Annotated in this window: 19 protein-coding genes and 1 pseudogene; 12 read left to right on the forward strand and 8 right to left on the reverse strand. The window is 37.4% G+C overall.

Going from position 1 to position 20,874, the window contains the following annotated elements; genetic code table 11:
• The 6 genes and pseudogenes from FTV32_RS07005 to FTV32_RS07025 all read left to right on the forward strand — a co-directional run.
• A partial coding sequence (locus FTV32_RS07005) for an IS1 family transposase (protein WP_257227603.1) occupies window positions 1-254 on the forward strand: 254 nt, incomplete at its 5' end.
• Window positions 255-285: 31 nt separating this feature from the next.
• A pseudogene (locus FTV32_RS17675) lies at window positions 286-471 on the forward strand (glycosyltransferase family 2 protein); the annotation flags it as partial.
• The gene (locus FTV32_RS07010) at window positions 468-1,442 is read left to right on the forward strand and encodes a glycosyltransferase (protein ID WP_092767587.1); all 975 of its coding nucleotides are present in this window, start codon (window positions 468-470) and stop codon (window positions 1,440-1,442) included. The pseudogene FTV32_RS17675 and the gene FTV32_RS07010, both read left to right, overlap by 4 nt.
• A 235-nt stretch (window positions 1,443-1,677) precedes the next feature.
• The gene (locus FTV32_RS07015; RefSeq protein WP_180028270.1) at window positions 1,678-2,442 is read left to right on the forward strand and encodes a glycosyltransferase family 25 protein; all 765 of its coding nucleotides are present in this window, start codon (window positions 1,678-1,680) and stop codon (window positions 2,440-2,442) included.
• A gap of 7 nt (window positions 2,443-2,449) precedes the next feature.
• Entirely contained in the window at window positions 2,450-3,241 is a 792-nt protein-coding gene (locus FTV32_RS07020) for a glycosyltransferase family 25 protein (protein ID WP_180028271.1), read from the forward strand.
• 11 nt (window positions 3,242-3,252) lie between these two features.
• Window positions 3,253-4,164 (forward strand): hypothetical protein, encoded by a 912-nt coding sequence (locus tag FTV32_RS07025; protein ID WP_180028272.1) that lies wholly within the window; start codon window positions 3,253-3,255, stop codon window positions 4,162-4,164.
• Window positions 4,165-4,278: 114 nt separating this feature from the next.
• Here FTV32_RS07025 and FTV32_RS07030 read toward each other — a convergent pair whose 3' ends face one another.
• From FTV32_RS07030 to FTV32_RS07040, 3 genes are all read right to left on the reverse strand, one after another.
• On the reverse strand, window positions 4,279-4,494 hold the full coding sequence (locus tag FTV32_RS07030; RefSeq protein ID WP_035265580.1) for a hypothetical protein: 216 nt from the start codon (window positions 4,492-4,494) through the stop codon (window positions 4,279-4,281).
• 107 nt (window positions 4,495-4,601) lie between these two features.
• Window positions 4,602-6,386: an aspartate--tRNA ligase gene (gene aspS / locus FTV32_RS07035; RefSeq protein ID WP_180028273.1), complete on the reverse strand. Its 1,785-nt coding sequence runs from the start codon at window positions 6,384-6,386 to the stop codon at window positions 4,602-4,604.
• 147 nt (window positions 6,387-6,533) lie between these two features.
• The gene (locus FTV32_RS07040; RefSeq protein ID WP_180028274.1) at window positions 6,534-7,304 is read right to left on the reverse strand and encodes a DUF4184 family protein; all 771 of its coding nucleotides are present in this window, start codon (window positions 7,302-7,304) and stop codon (window positions 6,534-6,536) included.
• A 180-nt stretch (window positions 7,305-7,484) separates the two neighbouring features.
• On the opposite strand from FTV32_RS07040, the gene znuD reads away from it, so the two are divergent.
• Both znuD and FTV32_RS07050 read left to right on the forward strand, forming a co-directional pair.
• Window positions 7,485-9,632: a zinc piracy TonB-dependent receptor ZnuD gene (gene znuD / locus FTV32_RS07045; RefSeq protein ID WP_180028275.1), complete on the forward strand. Its 2,148-nt coding sequence runs from the start codon at window positions 7,485-7,487 to the stop codon at window positions 9,630-9,632.
• A gap of 87 nt (window positions 9,633-9,719) precedes the next feature.
• A complete protein-coding gene (locus FTV32_RS07050) occupies window positions 9,720-11,183 on the forward strand; it encodes a phospholipase D family protein (protein WP_180028276.1) in 1,464 nt (487 codons plus the stop codon).
• A gap of 30 nt (window positions 11,184-11,213) precedes the next feature.
• On the opposite strand, the gene FTV32_RS07055 is transcribed toward FTV32_RS07050, so the two are convergent.
• A complete protein-coding gene (locus FTV32_RS07055) occupies window positions 11,214-11,660 on the reverse strand; it encodes a hypothetical protein (protein ID WP_092767573.1) in 447 nt (148 codons plus the stop codon).
• Window positions 11,661-11,859: 199 nt separating this feature from the next.
• On the opposite strand from FTV32_RS07055, the gene FTV32_RS07060 reads away from it, so the two are divergent.
• Window positions 11,860-12,327 (forward strand): RcnB family protein, encoded by a 468-nt coding sequence (locus tag FTV32_RS07060; RefSeq protein ID WP_180028277.1) that lies wholly within the window; start codon window positions 11,860-11,862, stop codon window positions 12,325-12,327.
• A gap of 33 nt (window positions 12,328-12,360) precedes the next feature.
• Here the strand turns inward: FTV32_RS07060 and FTV32_RS07065 are convergent, their stop codons facing one another.
• From FTV32_RS07065 to FTV32_RS07080, 4 genes are all read right to left on the reverse strand, one after another.
• Window positions 12,361-12,858, reverse strand: a complete 498-nt coding sequence (locus FTV32_RS07065; RefSeq protein ID WP_180028278.1) for a phosphate-starvation-inducible protein PsiE — start codon at window positions 12,856-12,858, stop codon at window positions 12,361-12,363.
• A gap of 161 nt (window positions 12,859-13,019) precedes the next feature.
• The gene (locus tag FTV32_RS07070) at window positions 13,020-14,801 is read right to left on the reverse strand and encodes an acyl-CoA dehydrogenase C-terminal domain-containing protein (RefSeq protein WP_180028279.1); all 1,782 of its coding nucleotides are present in this window, start codon (window positions 14,799-14,801) and stop codon (window positions 13,020-13,022) included.
• 169 nt (window positions 14,802-14,970) lie between these two features.
• A complete protein-coding gene (locus FTV32_RS07075) occupies window positions 14,971-16,773 on the reverse strand; it encodes an acyl-CoA dehydrogenase C-terminal domain-containing protein (RefSeq protein WP_180028280.1) in 1,803 nt (600 codons plus the stop codon).
• 310 nt (window positions 16,774-17,083) lie between these two features.
• Window positions 17,084-17,710: a hypothetical protein gene (locus FTV32_RS07080; protein WP_180028281.1), complete on the reverse strand. Its 627-nt coding sequence runs from the start codon at window positions 17,708-17,710 to the stop codon at window positions 17,084-17,086.
• 133 nt (window positions 17,711-17,843) lie between these two features.
• Here FTV32_RS07080 and baeS point away from each other — a divergent pair, with 133 nt between their 5' ends.
• The 3 genes from baeS (at window position 17,844) to FTV32_RS17750 (ending at window position 20,625) form a co-directional block, all read left to right on the forward strand.
• The gene (gene baeS / locus FTV32_RS07085; RefSeq protein WP_035265564.1) at window positions 17,844-19,505 is read left to right on the forward strand and encodes a sensor histidine kinase efflux regulator BaeS; all 1,662 of its coding nucleotides are present in this window, start codon (window positions 17,844-17,846) and stop codon (window positions 19,503-19,505) included.
• 18 nt (window positions 19,506-19,523) lie between these two features.
• Entirely contained in the window at window positions 19,524-20,210 is a 687-nt protein-coding gene (locus tag FTV32_RS07090; protein WP_092767563.1) for a response regulator, read from the forward strand.
• A gap of 298 nt (window positions 20,211-20,508) precedes the next feature.
• Entirely contained in the window at window positions 20,509-20,625 is a 117-nt protein-coding gene (locus tag FTV32_RS17750) for a GNAT family N-acetyltransferase (protein ID WP_373683320.1), read from the forward strand.
• Window positions 20,626-20,874: the final 249 nt, after the last annotated feature.

Here is a 20,874-nt window from a genome sequence, read left to right on the forward strand (position 1 = left end):
CTAGACTTAAAAAGCTTGGGGTTCAATATGCTCGAATTGCGAGTGATCATTGGGATAGTTTTATCACAGCATTTCAATGTTGCAAGCAAGTGATCGGTAAGTTTTTTACCGTCGGTATTGAAGGTAACAATTGTAGAATTCGTCATCGAATCAGGCGTGGATTTAGGAGAAGTTGCAACTTTTCTAAAAAGCTCGAAAATCATTTTAAAGCCTTTGATTTGACTTTCTTTTACCTTAATAACGGATTTGTTTAACGCCAGCATACTTTTTGAAACACCACCTAAAAATGGAAAAAAAGTCAGTTTAATTGCCTTAATATTTCGATCAATATTTTCATTTATTCGAGAATATATTATCCGAGGTGATTTTGTTGGTGGAGCATATGGATTATTTTTGGCAATCGCTTCGATGGGATACACCTTTAATAAATACGTGATGCTTTGGCAAATGAATCAAGAGAAGAATAAATGAATATTGTAATCGCAAATATGTCGACGATTCCAGTTTTTGCTTACGGTGGAACGGAGCGAGTTATTTGGGATTTAGCAAAAAAATTAGTCGAGTTCGGTCATAAAGTCACATTTATCGTCCCGAAGGGCTCAACTTGTGATTTTGCAGAAGTTATTGAAATTGATCCTTTTAAATCTTGGAGTCAATTAATTCCTGAAAATACAGATATCGTTCATTTTCAATTCCAACCTAAAAACCTTGAAATTGATATACCTTATGTTGTGACAGAACATGGTAATGCTCAAGTGGGTGATTTGTTAGATAGAAATACTATTTTTGTTTCAAAAAATCATGCAGAGAGACATCAGTCGAACAGTTTTGTTTATAACGGCCTCGATTGGTCAAATTATGGTAATGTGAATTGGAAAGCCAAGCGTGATTATTATCATTTCTTAGGTAAAGCGGCTTGGCGTTTAAAGAATGTCAAAGGTGCGATCAATGTTGCTTTAAAAGCGAAGCAAAAATTAGATGTATTGGGTGGTGACCGCTTTAATTTTAAACGAGGCATACGCTTAACATTTTCTCCAAATATTCGTTTTCATGGTATGGTGGGCGGTCAAGAAAAACTCGCACTATTAAATGGTTCAAAAGGTTTGATTTTTCCAGTGCGTTGGCATGAACCATTTGGTTTAGCGATTATCGAAAGTATGTATTTCGGGTGTCCAGTTTTTTCAACGCCTTATGGGGCTATTCCAGAATTAGTTCCTCATTTTTGTGGAAAACTTTCACCTCAAACCGATGAGTTAGTCGATGCTATTTTGAATCAGAAATATGATCCTTTACAGTGCCACGAACATGTTAAAGAATATTTTAATGCTGAAAAAATGATGTATGGATATTTAGAAAAATATCAAATGGCTGTTGAGGGTAAAGCATTTAATTATCAAGCTCCATCATTATTGAAAGATAGCACTCATTTAGATTGGCATTAAAAATGCTAAACTCTCATGTAGTTTTTAAATGTATTGCAAATGTTCTAATGTGTAATTAGACAAACTAGAAAAACTAACTTTTATGGATAGATATTTTTTTAATTAATCTAAATTAAAGTATAATGTATATGTTTTTTTCATACTAGAACTGTTGAATGTGAAATTTATTAACAACCATAATCTATTAACTTTTTTTATTTTATAAGCTTAGTAAAAAGTAGATCCCCAATTTTATATGAAGAGTTTTGTTATAAGTTTACCTTCTGCTCATGAGCGAAGGAGTCATATCACTGAGGAATTTCACGCAAAAAAAATTGATTTTGAGTTTTTTGATGCTCTAACTCCCGATTTAGCCTACGAAATTATAAAATCCGATTTTGATTTTTTTGACCTGACTAAAATTAGTGAAGGTGAATTGGCGTGTGCATTGAGCCATATTACTGTTTGGAAGAAAGCGCTGAATGATGGTTTGGAGTATGTTGCGATCTTTGAAGATGACATTTTTTTAACTGAAGATGCATCATTATTTTTAAAGGATAGTAGTTGGTTAGAACAAAATATAGATATTTTAAAGATTGAAACTTTCTTCGAGAGAGTAATTTTAAAAAAATCAAAATTAAGTAAAGAAAAACATGTAATAAGTGAGCTAAAAACAGATCACTTTGGGGCTGCGGGATATATACTTTCGAAAAAAGCCATAAAGAATATTCTAAACTATATTCAGCATCAAACAACGTTGAAACCATTGGATCACATACTATTCTCTGATTTGCTTAAACACAATGATTATATTGTTTATCAGTTGGAACCTGCCATTTGTATACAAGAGAAAGTTCTCAAGCAAGAAATTACGCTCGTTAGTTCGCTAGATGCTTTCCGCAACAATTTTAAAGTACCAAAACAAATGTTGAGCATTGATCAAAAAATCAAACGAGAATTTCTTCGTTTGATTCATAAGTTGAGGCTATGTTTGTTTGCTAGAAAAGTAGAGTTTAAGTAGCTGAATTATGAGAAATTTTGTTATTAGCTTAGAGACTGCTAAGAGCCGACGTGAACACATAAGCATTGAATTCAATCGTCAAAATATTGGTTTTGAGTTTTTTAATGCGATTACACCTGATTCTTGTCAGAAATCGATTAACTTATTAGATCTAAATTTTCAAAAGACAGAGCTTACAGAAGGTGAAATAGCTTGCTTATTGAGTCACCTCACTTTGTGGAAAAAAGCAGTTGATGAGCAATTTGATTTTATTACTATATTTGAAGATGATGTTTACCTGGGGCAAGAGAGTCATCTACTTTTAGAGAATTATAATTGGATACCAAAAGATACACATATAATCAAACTTGAAGTTTTCTCAAAAAAAATAAAAATGGCTTATCAAAAGCAAGCTATAGTACCTGGTAAACGAGCGTTGTATCAGCTGAATGGTATACACTTAGGTTGTGCTGGCTATATTTTATCTAGAAAGGCTTGTGAACAATTATTGCAATATGCTCGAAGTCTTGATGAAATGGTGGCTGTTGATCATATAGTTTTTGAATTATTTGATCAGTCAACTCAGTATACTCCATATCAATTAAGTCCTGGGTTGTGTATTCAAAGCGATATATTAAAGCCTACACAAAAAGAAATTTTTGAAAGTAGTTTAGAGCAGAATCGTCGTAAGCGTTTTGATATTCAAGTACAGCATATCAAGCAGAAATTGACGTTTAAACAAAAGGTTGTACGGGAGTGGTTTAGACTCATTCAGCAACTGTTGGATGTATATCAGCACCGAACAATTAAGTTTAAATAGGAAAAATATCGATGGGTGATGAGAAGGTTATTCTAGCTGCTGCTACAGGTTATAGTGTTTCTCAAATTTTAGCGTTCATAAACTCTTTAGATCATACTGGATTTGATGGTGAACTTGTTTTAATCATTTATCGTAAACAATTAGAAGAATATAGAAAACACTTAAAGCATATTCAACACTACACTATTAATTACCAATTTAGTTCTATGGGTAAGCTACACTATCGTAATAATTATGTTGGATTACTCAAACATAAGTTGGCACGACGTTGCGCCACTCTGTTTTTTCAATTTGTAGCTAAAATTCCAATGCAAGGTTGGAAAGAAATCGCTTTGAACTATGCGAGTTATCCTCATGTAGGTCGTTTCTTTGAGTATCAAAAAGCGATTCGACTTCGTCCAAATGCTCAAAAAATTCTTTTATCTGATATTCGGGATGTAATTTTCCAAGCTCCACCACTTGATGGCATCGTACATGGATTGTATGTCGGGATGGAAAAACAAAAGGTTAAATTAAAGGATGAGGCTTTTAACGCTGACTGGATTAAAGATGCATACGGTGTAGAAGTCTTAGAGCAAATGGGAATGCAGCAGATTTCATGTTCAGGAGTAAGCTATGGTGATCGAGAGTCTATGCTGGCTTATATTCAGTTAATGATAAGTGAGTTTTGTAATATTCCATATAAAATCATGTCGAATCGAATTTATGATCAAGCCATGCATAATAAGTTGATATTCGATGGTCGTATACCCAATATTCAATTCTGCCAACCCAATGATTCCAATATAATAACTTTAGGGTTATTTTCGCAAGAAGAGATATCTTTGTTAGATGGCAAAATAGTCAATAAAGATCAATCTGTGATTCCTATAGTGCACCAATATGATCGACATAAGTTTTTATTAAAAATTTTAAACCCTTAAGTATTTAATTTATATTTAAAAATTAATAATTTATTGATAATAGGTGAATCTTGTCAGATGAATACTGACTTAATTTAAGCAAGAGAAGAATGAAGAGGGAAGTAAGCTCAATGCTTATTTATCCGCATTTCCTTTAATCACCATATAAATAAGTGCGGCGATTGAACCAAAAGCTGCAATAAAACTACTCGTACTAAAGAACACGATACGCTGATAAGTGGTGAGGTTAAATAATTGTTCATTCAAGATATAACGCATAAATGCCCATTGCACGATGCAAAATACAATAATAATGATTGTATGACGACGAACATCAGGACGCATAGCCATATGAATGAACTCTTAAATATTTTCTGAGATTATGCCATTTTTGAGCGTTTATCTCAATGAAATAAAAACCCTGCAGTTGCAGGGTTTTTATTTAGATCAACAAAACGTTATTCTTGTGATTCAGCTTTTGGTTTTTCACGTAAGCGAATACCAAGATCACGAAGTTGAGTTGATTCAACTGGTGCAGGAGCTTGTGTTAAAGGACATTCCGCGGTTTTCGTTTTCGGGAATGCAATCACATCACGAATAGAAGAACCACCTGTCATTAACATCACAAGACGGTCTAAACCGAATGCTAAACCACCGTGTGGAGGTGCACCATAACGTAAAGCGTTCAATAAGAAGCTGAATTTTTCTTCTGCTTCTTCTTCACCAATACCTAAAGCTTCAAAAATTGCTTTTTGCATTTCTAGGTTGTGAATACGAAGTGAACCACCACCGATTTCAGTACCGTTAAGCACCATATCGTAAGCTACAGATAATGCTGCACCTGGGTTGTTCTTCACTTCTTCTACGCTAGATTTAGGCAGCGTGAATGGGTGGTGAACAGAGGTCCATTTGCCATCATCAGTTTCTTCAAACATTGGGAAATCAACAACCCAAAGTGGTGCCCACTCGCAAGTTGCCATCTTCATGTCATGACCGACTTTGATACGTAAAGCACCCATTGCATCGTTTACAACTTTCGCTTTATCTGCACCGAAGAATACGATATCGCCATTTTCAGCACCCACACGTTTTAATAGATCAAGAACGATTGGCTCGATGAATTTCACGATAGGAGATTGTAAGCCTTCAATGCCTTTTTCCAGCTCATTGACTTTAATATAAGCTAAACCTTTTGCACCGTAGATACCTACAAACTTAGTGTACTCGTCGATTTGGCTACGTGGAAGAGAGCCTGCACCCGGTACGCGAAGCGCAACAATACGACCTTTAGGATCTTTAGCAGGACCTGCGAATACTTTGAACTCTACATCTTGCATTAAATCTGCAACGTCAACGAGTTTAAGTGGAATACGTAAGTCAGGCTTGTCAGATGCATAGTCACGCATTGCATCTGCATAGGTCATACGTGGGAACCTATCAAATTGAACATTAAGAAGTTCTTTAAACATCTTAACTGTTAAACGTTCCATTAAATCCATAATGTCATCGTCACTCATGAACGATGTTTCAACGTCGATTTGTGTGAATTCAGGCTGACGGTCAGCACGTAAGTCTTCGTCACGGAAACATTTAGCAATTTGGTAATAACGATCAATACCACCCACCATTAACAATTGTTTAAACAACTGTGGTGATTGCGGAAGAGCGTAGAAACTACCATTTGATACACGGCTTGGAACTAAATAGTCACGCGCACCCTCAGGAGTCGCACGTGTCAAAATAGGTGTTTCAACGTCTAAAAATCCATTTTCTTCGAAATAGTTACGAATAAGGTTTGTTAATTTAGAGCGGAAACGTAAACGCTCTAACATTTCTGGGCGACGAATGTCCAAGAAACGATACTTCAAACGAATTTCTTCTGAAATATTAGTATTATCATCATTTAATGGAAATGGTGGAGTTTCAGACGCTGCTAGAACTTCAATTTCTTTACCTAATACTTCGATTTGACCACTCACCATGTTGGCATTTTCAGTACCAGCATAACGACGGCGAACGCGACCAGTAATTTTTAAAACAAATTCAGAACGAGCTTTATCAGCTGTTTCGAAAGCTTCTGGTGTATCAGGATCAATAACCACTTGAACTAGACCATCACGGTCACGCATATCAAGGAAAATTACACCACCGTGGTCACGGCGACGGTGTACCCATCCGCAAAGTGTAACGGTTTGATCAATTTGAGCTTCGGTTAATGAACCGCAGTAATGAGTTCGCATCATAGCGTTAAAAATCCAACTATATGGGTTAATGAAAGCGTATACGTAAACAGCGTAACGCCTTTATACAAAGGGTGAATTATGCCTCTTTGAGACTACAGTCACAAGGAGAAGATTATGAAAGCCCAATTATTTAATGCAAATTTAAAATTAAGACGATCCTTCGAATAATTCCAATTGATCTAGGATTTGAAAAACAAGCGCACAAATCGCAAACGTCAATAGAAAGCCTCTAAAGAAATAATTAATTGAGAAGCCAATGTAACCATATAGGTCATTTAAAATGGCTGTATTGTAATTAGAGTTGAAATGAATAAATCCAAATAATCCAACTAATATTGAAATTAGCACGGATACTACAGCAAAAATAGTGATAGAACGAGTTACTCTGAATGGTTGACGGTAAGTACAAAAATACTGTTTTGCAAACCATAAAATAAAGGGTAAAACTATAATAGAGGTACCGACCTGTAAAATTCGATGGAGGGAGTAGTGTTGTCCGAAAAGATTGATTTGCTTAGCTAATAGATCATGAAAAGCAAAGGTTCTGTAATCAACATGAGTTAAACCATCCCAAAGGATATGACTGCTGATACCCAAGATTAATGAAATATTGATCAGCACCAAGAATTGAAAGACAGATCTAAAGTTCGAGAGTTTTAAGGGATTGTAAATACCAATCCATCTAAAAAAAGTAGGTCGTAATAGTGCATACCACAATAGACAGAATGCCATTCCCACCAATAAATTGGGGTATAGCAATGCGCTCCATTGATGTGAGATTTGGATATGTTCGTCTGTAAAAAGACGAAATAAGTCAGGGACCATGCAACCAATTGCTAGAGCAGAAATAGGAAGTGTTCCTTTCGATGCTTTATGCAAAATTGGTGCGAGTACAGCATGTGAAATTGTAAAGGGCATTGCTGAAATATATCAAAAAAATGCTATCCGAATTTTATAGATTAACATTGATATGTAACCCATTGGTTTAATTATATGAAGGTAATTAATTTGGAGTAAATGAATGAAATATGATTGAAGTTTGGTTGAAATGTTATATTATAACAACAATTGTAAATTCTCGAATTTTGAGCTTGTCGTATGAACTTTCATAAAAATATCATTACTGCCTCCGTCTTGGCAGTGATAGCATCCGCAGCACATGCTGATCAAAAACAAAAAAATGTTCAATTAGATACAATTTCTTCTACCGCACATCCATTGGTTCAAACAGCTGCTGACTTCGCTGTAGCAGATCATGTGATTGATCAAAAAAAATTATCTGAAAGACCAACAACCATAGGTGATGCGTTAGCCGATGAGTTGGGTGTTTATTCTAATCAGTATGGAACAGGTGCAAGTCGTCCTGTGATTCGTGGCCAAGATGGACCGCGTGTAAAAGTTTTACAGCATGCTTCTGAAACTGCAGATGTATCAACACTTTCTCCTGACCATGCCGTAACGGTTGATCCTATTTTGGCGAAGCAAGTGGAAGTTATCCGAGGACCTTCAACATTGCTTTACTCAGCTGGTACTGTGGGTGGTTTAGTCAATGTGACTGATCAAAAAATACCTACACAAATGCCAGCTAATGGTCTAGAGGGGCAAGTGGGCGTCCGCTACAACTCTGGGAGTGATGAAAAACTTGCGAGTGCAGGTGTAACAGCAGCTATAGGTGAAAATTTTGCACTTCGTGTTGAAGGCACGAAGCATAAAGCCAATGATTATATCCCTTTCAAAGGTTACTTCACTGAACATCATCATGAAGGTGAGACAGAGCCTCATCGTGAAAGTGCTAAACGTGTAGAAAATACCTTCTCAGAAGGTCAAACAGTTAATGTCGGCGGCTCATGGATCCATGATCGAGGTTTTGTGGGGCTGTCATATAGTAATCGACAAGATAAATATGGATTACCAGGTCATAGTCATGAATATCATGGATGTGAATTGCATGGAGATCATTTCCATTGTCCACCACCTAATTCAGCGCACGACCATGAACACGAAAATGCTGCAGGTCCATGGGTTGACTTAAAATCTGAACGCTATGATTTGCGAACTGAATTAAATGATCCATTAAAAGGATTTGAAAAGCTGCGAGCTCATTTAAGTTTTACAGATTACGAGCATGATGAACTAGAAGAAAATGAAGTTATTAGTAACTTTAAAAGTAAGGGTTATGATGGTCGTTTAGAGTTGGTTCATATACCGTTGTTAGGTTGGGAGGGTGTTGTAGGTGTACAAGCATCTCAGCAAAAAATAAAACTTAATGCGCCTGAGGGACATGACCATGATGAAGTTGATCATGGTGACCATGATCATAGTGATCACGATCATGAACATCATGGTCATAGTCATGATGTTCTGATGGCGGATACAAAAACCAATAAGTACAGTTTATTTGCACTAGAACATAAACAGATTGGTCCTGTGCATGTCGAATTGGGCGCTCGTGTAGACCATCAAAAAATTGATGTCGATTCCAATCAAAAGAACTACTCAGGGACTGCTGTTTCAGGATCAGCTGCAGCTAATTGGGAGTTCGCGCCAAATTATAAGTTGTCTCTAGTGGGGTCTCATCAACAACGTTTACCGCTAGCTCAAGAGTTATATGCAGATGGTCTTCATTTTGCAACAAACACATATGAGCTAGGTAATCCAGATATTGATAAGGAAACATCAAATAATCTAGAGTTAGGTCTCCATTATGAAGGTGATCAGCTCGATTATCATGTTCATGTTTATCACAATTGGTTTGATGACTATATTTATGGTGCAACTGTAGCTCAACAAGGCAATTTACGTGGACTTAAATATACGCAGGATAAGGCACGTTTTTATGGAACTGAGGCTCAGCTAGGCTATCAAATTAATGATACTTACAAGGTGAGTGTGTTTGGTGATTATGTAAGAGGCAAGATAGAGGGGGAAAATGCTCCACGTGTTCCTGCTGGACGACTTGGTACAAAGGTGGAAACCAATTTTGCTGATGGTTGGTCTGGTTTAGCTGAGTATTATCATGTATTCAAGCAAGATAAATTTGCTGACTTTGAAAAAGAAACCCAAGGTTATAACATGGTCAATGTTGGTGTGTCTTATGCTGGGCAGTTAAACAATCGCAACGATTATCGGGTTTATTTAAAAGCAAATAACTTGTTGGATGATCAGGTTTATTCGCACAATTCATTTTTGTCGAATGTTCCACAAATTGGACGTAATTTTACCGTCGGCGTTGAATACGGGTTCTAATTTAATTCAACGTGTTAAAAACAGTTTAATGCTTGAAAAAACGTAAATTAAAACCTAGTCTGAAAGTATCGGACTAGGTTTTTTGTTATGCGTCTATTTAAACGAATTCACCAAAAATTAAATTGGTCAAACCGACGTTATGTTGGTCTGATTCTCGGTATGCTGACCATCGGCTATTTAGCCTCAGCGCTTTATCATATTTATAAACCATTACCAGAAGGGCTTAATTATTCCGGTAAATTACGGCATGCAAATGTGAAATTCCTAGCAGACCAAACTTATATAGATACGGCGGGTCAGCGACAGCAGCATCAGATTTTTGATGAAATTCTCAATCTTATTGAGCAAGCGCAAACCACAATTGTGTTAGATATGTTTCTGTTCAATCCTGAAACTGGTCAGTCTCAAAATCAACATCGCGCCTTAACACAAGAACTGACCCAAGCACTCATTCAAAAAAAGCGTCTAACACCGAATATTGAAATTAAATTAATCACTGATCCTATAAATTCAGTTTATGGTGGAATAATCCCAGAGCACTATCGACAACTCAGACAAGCAGGAATTGATGTCATAGAAACAGATTTATCACCATTACGCGCATCGAATCCACTGTGGTCGGGCATTTGGTATTTTTGTTGTCAGAATTTAGGAAACAATGCTGAGAAAGGTTGGTTAAGTAATCCTTTCGGCGAAGAAAAAATTACCATTCGAAGTTATTTAAATCTTTTTAATTTTAAAGCGAACCATCGTAAAACCATCATAGTGGATACATTCGAGGGATGGAAAACACTAGTGACTTCGATGAATCCGCATGATGGAAGCTCAAGCCATTCTAATGTAGCACTTGTGGTCGAAGGGCATACAGCTGTCGATATTTTAAAAACTGAACAATCAGTGGCTTTATTTTCTAAAGCAAATATTCCAATGGTTATTGTGGGAGATGTACCAGAAGATAAACAGTTGCCACAAGTGCAAGTACTGACAGAAAAAGCAATATATGATGAAGTGCTGAAACTGATTGAATCTGCTCAAGGTGCTGATGCAAAAATAGATTTGGCAATGTTCTATTTATCAGAGCGAGAAATTATTGAAGCCTTAATTAAAGCTCACCAACGCGGTGTTAAAGTTCGTGTATTACTAGACCCGAACAAAGATGCATTTGGACGTACTAAAAATGGTATTCCAAATCGTCCTGTCGCGACAGAGCTCTATAAAGCTGGAATAGACGTACGCTGGTGTAATACACAAGGTGAGCAGTGCCATTCAAAAATGATTATTAAGCGTAGTTCAAATCAGGTTGAACTGATTTTGGGGTCGGCTAATTTTACTGCTCGTAATTTGAAAAATTATAATTTAGAAACTGATTTACGTGTTATTGGCTCTTCAAATCAGCAAGTTTTTAAAGATGCAGTACAGTATTTTGATACTGCTTGGATGAATTTAGAGGGTAAGCAAATGAGTGTTGATTACTCAGAATATGCAGAAGATTCAATAATGAAATATGCCATTTATCGATTCATGGAATGGAGTGGTCTCTCAACCTTCTAAAAAAATCCCTCGAAAGAGGGATTTTTTCATTTATGGATTCGGTGGAACTAATTTATCGAGTTCCTTATCATCAATCTGATCGAGCTCTTTAATATCGGTTTTAATTTTCCACTTAGACTCATCCTCAACAGGTTGAGGTAAACGTGCTTCTAACCAATCACAAACCACATCTGGCGTAAAATCAGGATGATTACACTGAATCACCCAAGATAAGAATTGTTTCGCCTCACCATTCATATAGGGTGGAGGAGACACTGGTAAAAACTGAGTGGGTAGGCGTTCATTTTTAGAAATGTAATTTAATACATGACCAAGTTCTTGAACCGTTTGCCAAGCTAAGGCATGGTCGATATTGATTTGAAATTTAAACCACCATGCATGTTCACCATCAGTGCCATAAGAATCGATATAGTTTTCTTGGACACTCGGAACTTTACAAAAAAATTGGTGCAGGCGATCAAAACTCATTTCAGGCACGGTGGATAATCTCGCAAAGTTAAAAATGGTTAGTCTAGCAGATTTACAAACAGACTCATGCAGATAAATAAAAGGTCTAAAGTATTAAATTTAAAATTTTAAATAATGTTCAAGATTTCTACATGATTGATCTATATTTAAGCTTTAGAATGAATTTTGAAAATAAAAGTAATCTTAAATTTGGAATGAGGTAATAGAGATGAACAATACAATATTGGTTAAGACTCTATTGGGTTCAGTGATTCTTTTAATAACGAGTCATACTTTTGCAGATAGTTGGGGTAATTACCAAGGTTCTAAGGTTCGACCTGTAAAACCAACACAGACTCCAATATATACTGGTAATGCAGATCGTCTAAGTAAGCCAGTCCCATTGCAACAACCACGTTTTGCTCAGAATAGACCTCAATTACAGCGACCATATCCTCCTTATCCAGCGTATCCGCAGCAGAATGGGATTACAGTGATCTATCAACAGTCTTTACCGACCACGACGACATATTCTAGCAAGCAGTCAAGTTTCGTAAATGGGCAGGGTGGTACTATTGAAATGAGTCAGTATATGCTGATTTCAGATTGGCGTCGTTATGGTCTTCCTGCACCACAAGTTGGAATGCATTGGATATACCAAAATGGTCGATATATCCAGATGCCAAATGATCGTTAGATGCTTAATCCAATTTGTCTAAGCCATCTTTATCTAAGCCAACTCATCATCTTCAGGGCGTGGTGTTTTTCCAAATGGTAAAGGTTTATCTTGGTGTTTATCTCTGATCACTGATGGAAAATTCCAAGAAGCAAAACGCACGACCAATATAGCGAATGCTAGGATTAAAATTGATCCTGTAATGATGACTAAATCAATATCAGCTTTATGGTCATGTTGAATATCTGAAATTAACAGACGTGTCAGGGCAGTGATGGCGATATAGATCAGAAATCTGACGGGCATATGATTGGTCTTAAAATAAATACCTACCATCGCACCTAGCTCTAAATAGATAAATAACAACAGAATGTCATCAATCGTTGCATATTGTTTTACCGTAAGAATATCAATCACGGTATGTCCTGCAGACCAAATTACCATGCAGCCAATAATAAAGAGCGCAATATAGTGGAAGCTCTCAACTGCTAGATTTCCAAAACGATCTAATAAGGATTCGATTTTTTCTACGGTAATATCTTTTTTAATCATGACATCTCCTCCTTTGAAAAAACCTGATGGTTTCATTGGAGTGATGCAAAATTCATGCTCATCTTATGTCTAAGCAGGGAAGACTATTATGAGTTGCTTTGAAAATAAGCAAATTTCAGGTAAAAAAAAGCCTGAAGAATCAGGCTTTTTTAAGATAAAACTTATGATTGATTTGTGAAGTAATCTTCGCTAAATCCCATCACGATTTCAGAGCTAGCTTTGATGCGAGCTAAACGTGTATTTAATTCAGGTAAAACGCGTTGGATGTAGTAGTTCACCAAAGATAATTTGTTCTCATAGAACTCACCTGATTTTTCACTCGCAGCTTTAGCAATTTTAGCAAACATATAGGTAAAGCTGAGTAAGCCTACCGCATGTAAATAATCAACCGCAGCAGCATTCGCATAATCAGGATTTTCCGCAGCACGTTCAAGAACAACTTGTGTAATCGATTCAAGTTCAGTTGCAGCATCAAGAGTGGCATCTTTGATGTAATTTAAGTCCGCATCTAATGCATTTGCAAAGTCACGAATTTCTTCGATATATTCTGCGATGAATTGTCCATTACATTTAATCGTTTTACGACCAATTAAATCTTGTGATTGAACGCCGTTCGTTCCTTCATAAATTTGTGAGATACGAAGATCACGGATACATTGTTCCATACCCCATTCACGAATATAGCCGTGACCACCAAAGACCATTTGGGCATCTAGTGTCGCATTGAAAGCAGTGTCTGTTAAATATGCTTTTGCGATTGGTGTGAGCAAAGCAACACGATTATTTGCTTTTGCAACTGCTTCTGGATCCGTCGAGAACTTTGTAATATCCAGTTGTTGACCTACATATACTGCAAATGCACGTGATGCTTCATTGTTCGCACGAGCATTTAAGAGCATACGACGTACATCACCGTGTACAAGAATACTATCAGCAGGTTTATTCGGAGATTTCACACCTGTTGCACTACGACCTTGTAAGCGATCAGTGGCGTATTGAGCAGCATTTTGATAAGCAAATTCTGAAGCGCCTAAACCTTGGATACCCATTGACAAACGTTCATAGTTCATCATCACGAACATTGCAGCAAGACCTTCGTTTTCTTTACCGACTAAATAGCCTTTTGCACCGTCAAAGTTCATCACACATGTTGCAGAGGCTTTGATCCCCATTTTGTGTTCAATAGAACCAGGGCTTACAGGGTTACGATCACCCAAGGTACCATCTTCATTCACTAAGAATTTAGGTACAATGAACAGAGAAATACCGCGTGAACCAGCAGGAGCATCAGGCGTTTTTGCTAATACAAGGTGAATAATATTTTCAGCTAAGTCATGGTCACCACCAGTAATAAAGATTTTCGTACCCGTGATGTTGTAAGTACCATCTTCATTACGTTCAGCCTTAGTTTTAATAATGCCTAAATCAGTACCTGCGTGAGGCTCTGTGAGACACATCGTACCTGACCATTCACCTGAATAAATTTTAGGGAGATAGGTTTCTTTTTGTTCTTGAGAAGCATAGCTATTTAATGCCATACCCGCACCCACAGAAAGAAGTGGGTAAAGCATAAATGATGGGTTGGTTGCAAAAAGCATTTCATCTGCAAGCACAGTCAGCATTTTTGGCATGCCTTGACCGCCCCATTCTTCGTCAGCACCTAAGCCAATCCAACCACCTTCTGCATATTGTTGGAACGCTTCTTTAAAGCCCGCTGGTGTGGTAACAGATCCATTATTATAAGTTGCGCCTTCTTCATCACCTGTGCGATTTAGGGGAAGGGTTACGTTTTGAGCGAATTTAGCCATCTCTTCTAAAATAGCTTCAGCTGTCGCAGCATCAATATGAGCTAAATTCTCATTTGATTGCCAAAATTGTTCAGCTTGAAATACATCATTCAAAATGAACTTCATATCTGTAAGAGGCGCATTATAGATTGGCATTTTCGTTCACCTTTTTTTGTTTAAATATCTTTAGTTCTTAGCAGTCTATCGAAGCATATTAGGACTTGTTAGACGACTAAAGGTTAATATCTCGAATTTATTTATAAAGAAAAAGGACGGCCAAATCTATGACTGTCCTTTTTCTTTTACACATATTTAATATGGATCATTAGAATGCAAAATGTTCAGCATCCAAAGTCATTAATGGTTCTAATCCACCTGCAATTACGTCAACATGTGAGCGAACGCGTGGAAGGATCTTCTTGAAGTAGAAGCGAGCTGTTGTGATTTTCGCATTGTAGAAGTCAACTTCAGTTGAACCTGCTGCAAGTTGTTGTTGAGCAACTTGAGCCATGCGAGCCCATAAGAATGCTAGCGTTACATAACCAGAGAAGTATAGGTAATCTACTGCAGCAGCACCGACTTCATCAGGGTTTTGCATCGCGCGCATACCGATCTGCATAGTTAAATCGCCCCATTCTTTGTTGAGTGCAGCCAAAGGTTCAACAAACTCTTTCAAGTCTGCATTATCTTTGTTTGCTTCAGCGAATTTGTGAATGATTTTAGTGAAATCTTTCAACATCGCACCTTGAGTTTGCAGTACTTTACGACCTAACAAATCAAGTGCCTGAATTTCAGTGGTACCTTCATATAAGCAAGCAATACGTGTATCACGAACGATTTGCTCCATACCATGCTCTGAAATGAAGCCGTGACCACCAAATACTTGTACGCCTTTGTTTGCAGCTTCATAACCAACTTCAGTTAAGAATGCTTTAGCAATTGGCGTTAATAATGACAGAATGTTATCTGCAAATTTACGTTCTTCTTCAGTCGCGCCTTTCTCAACGATATCAGCATAGTGAGCAAGGTAGTACACTAGAGCTCGCCCACCTTCAGCAAATGCTTTTTGTGTTAAGATTAAGTTGCGAACTGCTGGATGCACAATAATAGGATCTGCTTCTTTTTCAGGTGCTTTAGGACCAGAAAGTGAACGCATTGCTAAACGATCTTTCGCATATGCCAAAGCACCTTGGAAAGATGATTCAGCAGCAGACAAACCTTGTACAGCTGTACCAATACGTGCAGTGTTCATGAAGGTGAACATTGCATTCAGACCACGGTTTTCAGGGCCAATCAAGTAACCTGTTGCACGATCAAAATTGATCACACATGTTGCGTTACCATGGATACCCATTTTATGTTCAATCGAACCACAACGAACAGCGTTGCGCTCGCCAACTTCACCATCAGCAGTTAAGTTAAACTTAGGTACGATGAATAATGAGATCCCTTTCGTTCCCTTCGGAGCACCTGGTAAACGCGCAAGAACGATGTGAACAATGTTGTCCGCCATGTCATGCTCACCAGCGGAAATAAAGATTTTTTCACCTGAAATTGCAAAGCTACCATCTGCATTAGGTTCAGCTTTTGTGCGGATAATACCAAGGTCAGAACCTGCATGAGATTCTGTTAAACACATGGTACCTGTCCACTCACCTGAAATCAGTTTTGGTAAGTAAGTATTTTTTTGCTCTTCCGTACCATGGTGTTCAATTGTACGAACTGCACCATGAGATAGACCTGGGTACATACCCCATGCCCAGTTCGAAGAACCGATCATTTCAGAAATGATAATGCCTAAAGAGTTTGGTAAGCCTTGACCACCATATTGTTCTTCAGCAGCTAAAGATGGGAATCCTAATTCTACATATTTTTTATATGCTTCTTTGAAGCCTGTTGGAGTAGTAACTACACCATCATTCCAAGTACAACCTTCACGGTCACCTACTTGGTTGAGTGGAGATAATTCGTTTTCACAGAAATCTGCAGCAGCTTCTAAATATTGATCAACCAACTCACGGCTTACGTTTTCTTGGAATGCAGGGAGTTTTGAAAAGTGTTCTTCAGCATTTAATAATTCATGCAAAACGAATTGCATATCACGTAAGGGCGCTTTGTATTGTGGCATATCGGGTTCCTCAATACTGGTTAAACCAGATTTATAATCCTAATAAAAAATGTCGTGTCATCCACGACACCTATTTTGTTCTATTACATCGTGCAATAAGTTATTGCTTGGTACAAGTTTTATAGCCATATTCTGTGTGACTGTAAAGTCAAAGAAAAAATATTAATTTTGGCTAAGTGTTTAGAGTATATAGTTTTTTCGTGAATTATATGTGAACAGAATAGTCAAAAACGTAATAAGTTATGACATAAAAAAAGGCGCAATATGCGCCTTTTTAATATTCAATCACTTAGTAGTGAGTTGAATTGAATTATGCGGATTTTTTTAAGTCTGGTTTAACGAGTGGTTGATTTGGTTTGAAATAAACTTTACATACACCGTTGATAGTCTGTTCACCCACTTTGATTTGAACTTTTTTACCATCAGTTTGCCCATTGCATGCTTGAAGTTTTGCATTTTGACTAACTTGCTGTTGCATCAAACGTTGATCAAATTTTTGAACAAGCTCAGTACGTTTGGCATCTGTGAGAGGTTCACCTTTTTGTGAACGGTTAGCTTGGACCGAAGTTGGCTTTTCAGCTTTAAATTGGGCACGTGCTTGCTCATGCATTTTTTTCATATCAGCACGATCCGCTACGAAACGGATATGACAAGTACCATCAATATTTTGTTTATCAGTTTTGATTTGAACAGTTTGACCGACAGCTTTGCCGTCGCATGCTTGACGAATTTGCTGCATCATCGCTTTACGGTCAGCACGCGCTTGTTTGAATTGCTCGCGTTGTTCAGGTGTTAAACGTTCTTTATGATGATGTTTTTTATCATAGTGACCCTTTTTAACGTCTTGAGGTGCTTGAGTTGTTGTTTGACATGCAGTAAGTGCGCCCATACTGATTAAACCAGTGGTCACCAATACAATTTTGTTCATCGCTTTCATTATGTTTATCCCCAAAGTTGTTTGGATTCGGTATAGGTAAAGATTAAATAATAAAGATGAAGAAACAATGGAGAGTTTTTTGAATCAGTGTTAGATACAATACTGAAAAACGAAGAAATAATGTGAGTTCAATTTGAATATACGTCGCGTACCAATCGCACTACGCTTATTTTTTACAGTACTGTTAACGACATTGCTCATTACGACGGTTAGCTTAAGTGTGCTGCATTGGACGATGCAAAAAAACTTCACCAAATATGTAGCTGATGTAGAAATGCAAAAGCTTGATCATCTGATCGATAATTTAGCGGGCGTATTCTCTGTTTATCAAGATTGGGGCAATGCCGTTCAAGCTCAGATTTTACAAATTGAAGGTGAAGCTGCACCCGATGATTATGATCGACTATCACGTTGGTGGTTACGTCGCCAATATGATATTGCATTGCAACAGCGTTATTTCAAAGAACATACATTAATTAGCGAAATTGAGTCACAAAGAACGCAAACTATTAGTCCTGAAGAGCTGAAAGTCTTAGAAGAAAATTTACCTTCTGCATTTCAGCCATTTGAAGGATTGCGTTTCCCATTAAGTTCAAATCAGAATCAGACAAGAACCACGAACAGTTCTGATAAATCACATGAAAATAAGCTTTCTAGTTTGAGAACTTCTGAATACCAGCAGGGCAAGAAACTATTTATATCTATGTCTGATCACTTGGGTTTAAGTTCTAGACTTTCCTTATATGATGCAAAACAACAGTTTATCTTGGGTGAACCATCAGAGAATATGGTGTCGTATCGACCGATCACAGTTGATGGAAATATTGTGGGGTATCTCGGGCTAAGACCTGTTTTAGATCAAGATGATGCTTTAAGTATTAATTTCTTTAGCAATCAAAAGCGTTATTTATTTTTAATATATATTCTGACATTTATTTCGAGTTTGGTTGCTGCCTTATTATTAGCAACTTATTTTAGAAAGCCAATTCAACGCTTATTAAATGCAACACGAGAATTAACCAAAGGGAATTTTCAGCATCAGGTGAAAGTAAATCGTAACGATGAGCTTGGCGATCTTTCGACTGAAATTAATCAGTTAGCTGTGATTCTAGATCAGCATGAAAATTCTAGAAAGCAGTGGGTTGCAGACACTTCGCATGAGTTAAAAACGCCGCTGGCTGTTTTGCAAGCACAAATTGAAGCAATGCAAGATGGAATACGTAAACCAACGCCTGAACATTTTGCTTCAATGTTGGCACAAGTTTCGAGTCTGAAAAAATTAACACAAGATTTGGCTGCGTTAGCACAAGCTGAAGCACAACAACTCAATTTTGATTTCAATGAAATTGACCCTTGGAGTGTCGTGTTAAATGAGATTGAAAATTTCAAACCTAAATTTGAACAAGCCGATCTCACGATTAGCGCAGAGGGGCATGGAACGAAATTACAATTAGATGTAGATCGTTTTAAACAAATTATGGTCAACTTACTCGGTAATACTATTCGCTATACGGAAGCCGGTGGAAGAATTCATGTGCATACGATCGAAAACGATAAGACTTGGTCGGTGATTGTTGACGATAGCCCATTAGGTCTTACTGATGAGCAATTGGCTCATTTAGGTGAGCGTTTCTATCGAGCGGATGATTCTAGAACACGTAGTACTGGCGGAACTGGATTAGGTCTAGCATTATCGTGCAAAATTGCACAAGGCATGAAGGGCTCCTTGAAGTTTGACCACTCACCATTGGGTGGATTGCGCTGCATCCTTACATTTCCAAAGAAATCGTTTTAAATTGAAGAAGGGTGACATATGAAACATGTGATGCTGGTTGAAGATGAAGTAGAACTTGCTCAATTGGTGCGAGATTATCTTGAAGCAGCTGGCTTTGAAGTCAGTATGTTTCACGATGGTCAAGAGGCTTATGATAGCTTTTTACAACGTAAACCAAGTCTAATGGTTTTAGATTTGATGGTACCTCGTATGGATGGTCTCACGATCACCCGTAAAGTCCGTGAGCAGTCTGATTTGCCTATTATCATGGTGACAGCACGTACGGAAGAGATTGATCGTGTACTTGGTTTGAATATGGGGGCGGATGATTATGTGTGTAAGCCATTTAGCCCTAAAGAGTTAGTTGCGCGTGTCCAAGCAGTTTTGCGACGTTTAGATCGTAAAGCCGAACCTGAAGAAAATAATTTATTCCGTATGGACAAAGGTCAACAACGAATTTGGTATCAAAACAAATCTTTAAATTTGACACCTACAGAGTTTCGACTTCTTGAATTATTTTTAGAGCATGTAGGTCAGGTGTACTCTCGTGCGCAATTATTGGATCATATCAACCCAGACAGTTTTGAAGTGGCAGATCGTGTGATTGATAGCCATATCAAAAACTTGCGCCGTAAAATCTCGGATGCCGCGGAAACAGGTAATCGCCATGAATGGGTTCAAGCTGTTTATGGGGTGGGATATCGTTTCGAATATCCTGAAGATTAAGTAAAACTGAATGGTGATACAAAAGCGAACAGTACATGATGTTCGCTTTTTTTATGCTGAAAAAAAGAATTTGAATAAAAAAATGAATTTGGAAATTCGACCAGAACGAGACGAGGATATACAGGGTATTGCCGAACTCACTAAAAAAGCATTTGAGAAGGTGGAATATGCGAGTCACACAGCGCATTTTATTGTAAATGCTTTAAGAAAGCGGTAGCAGCTCATCCTATCCTTGGTTGCAGTTGATCATTCAGTCAAAGAAAAATTTAGTTTAGTGAGTCATGTTGCTGTCTCGTCAGTGAAATTATCAAATGCAGATACGGACTGGTACGGTTTAGGGGCTGTATTTGTAATACCTAATGCACAGAATAGAGGTGTGGGAAAAGCTTTGATGAGAAAGCTTTGTCTGAGTTAAAGTTGAAAGGCGCATGTGGATGTGTATTGTAAGGTGATCCAAATATTATCAACAATTTGGTTTCGCACCACAGTCAAACTTGGTTCTTGCCAATGTCTCTCCTAATTTTTTCAGGCGATCAGTTTTACACAGTGTTAACCTCAATCAAAGATTTTTTGTGCTCAAATATTTGAAATTATTAGATAATTTAAGATGTTAATTTAAATATAATTATTCACGAATTATTTTGCGTTGATTAAATCAATATTG

It is taken from the genome of Acinetobacter sp. YH16032 (assembly GCF_013417345.1).
In the GTDB taxonomy this organism is placed as follows: Bacteria; Pseudomonadota; Gammaproteobacteria; order Pseudomonadales; family Moraxellaceae; genus Acinetobacter.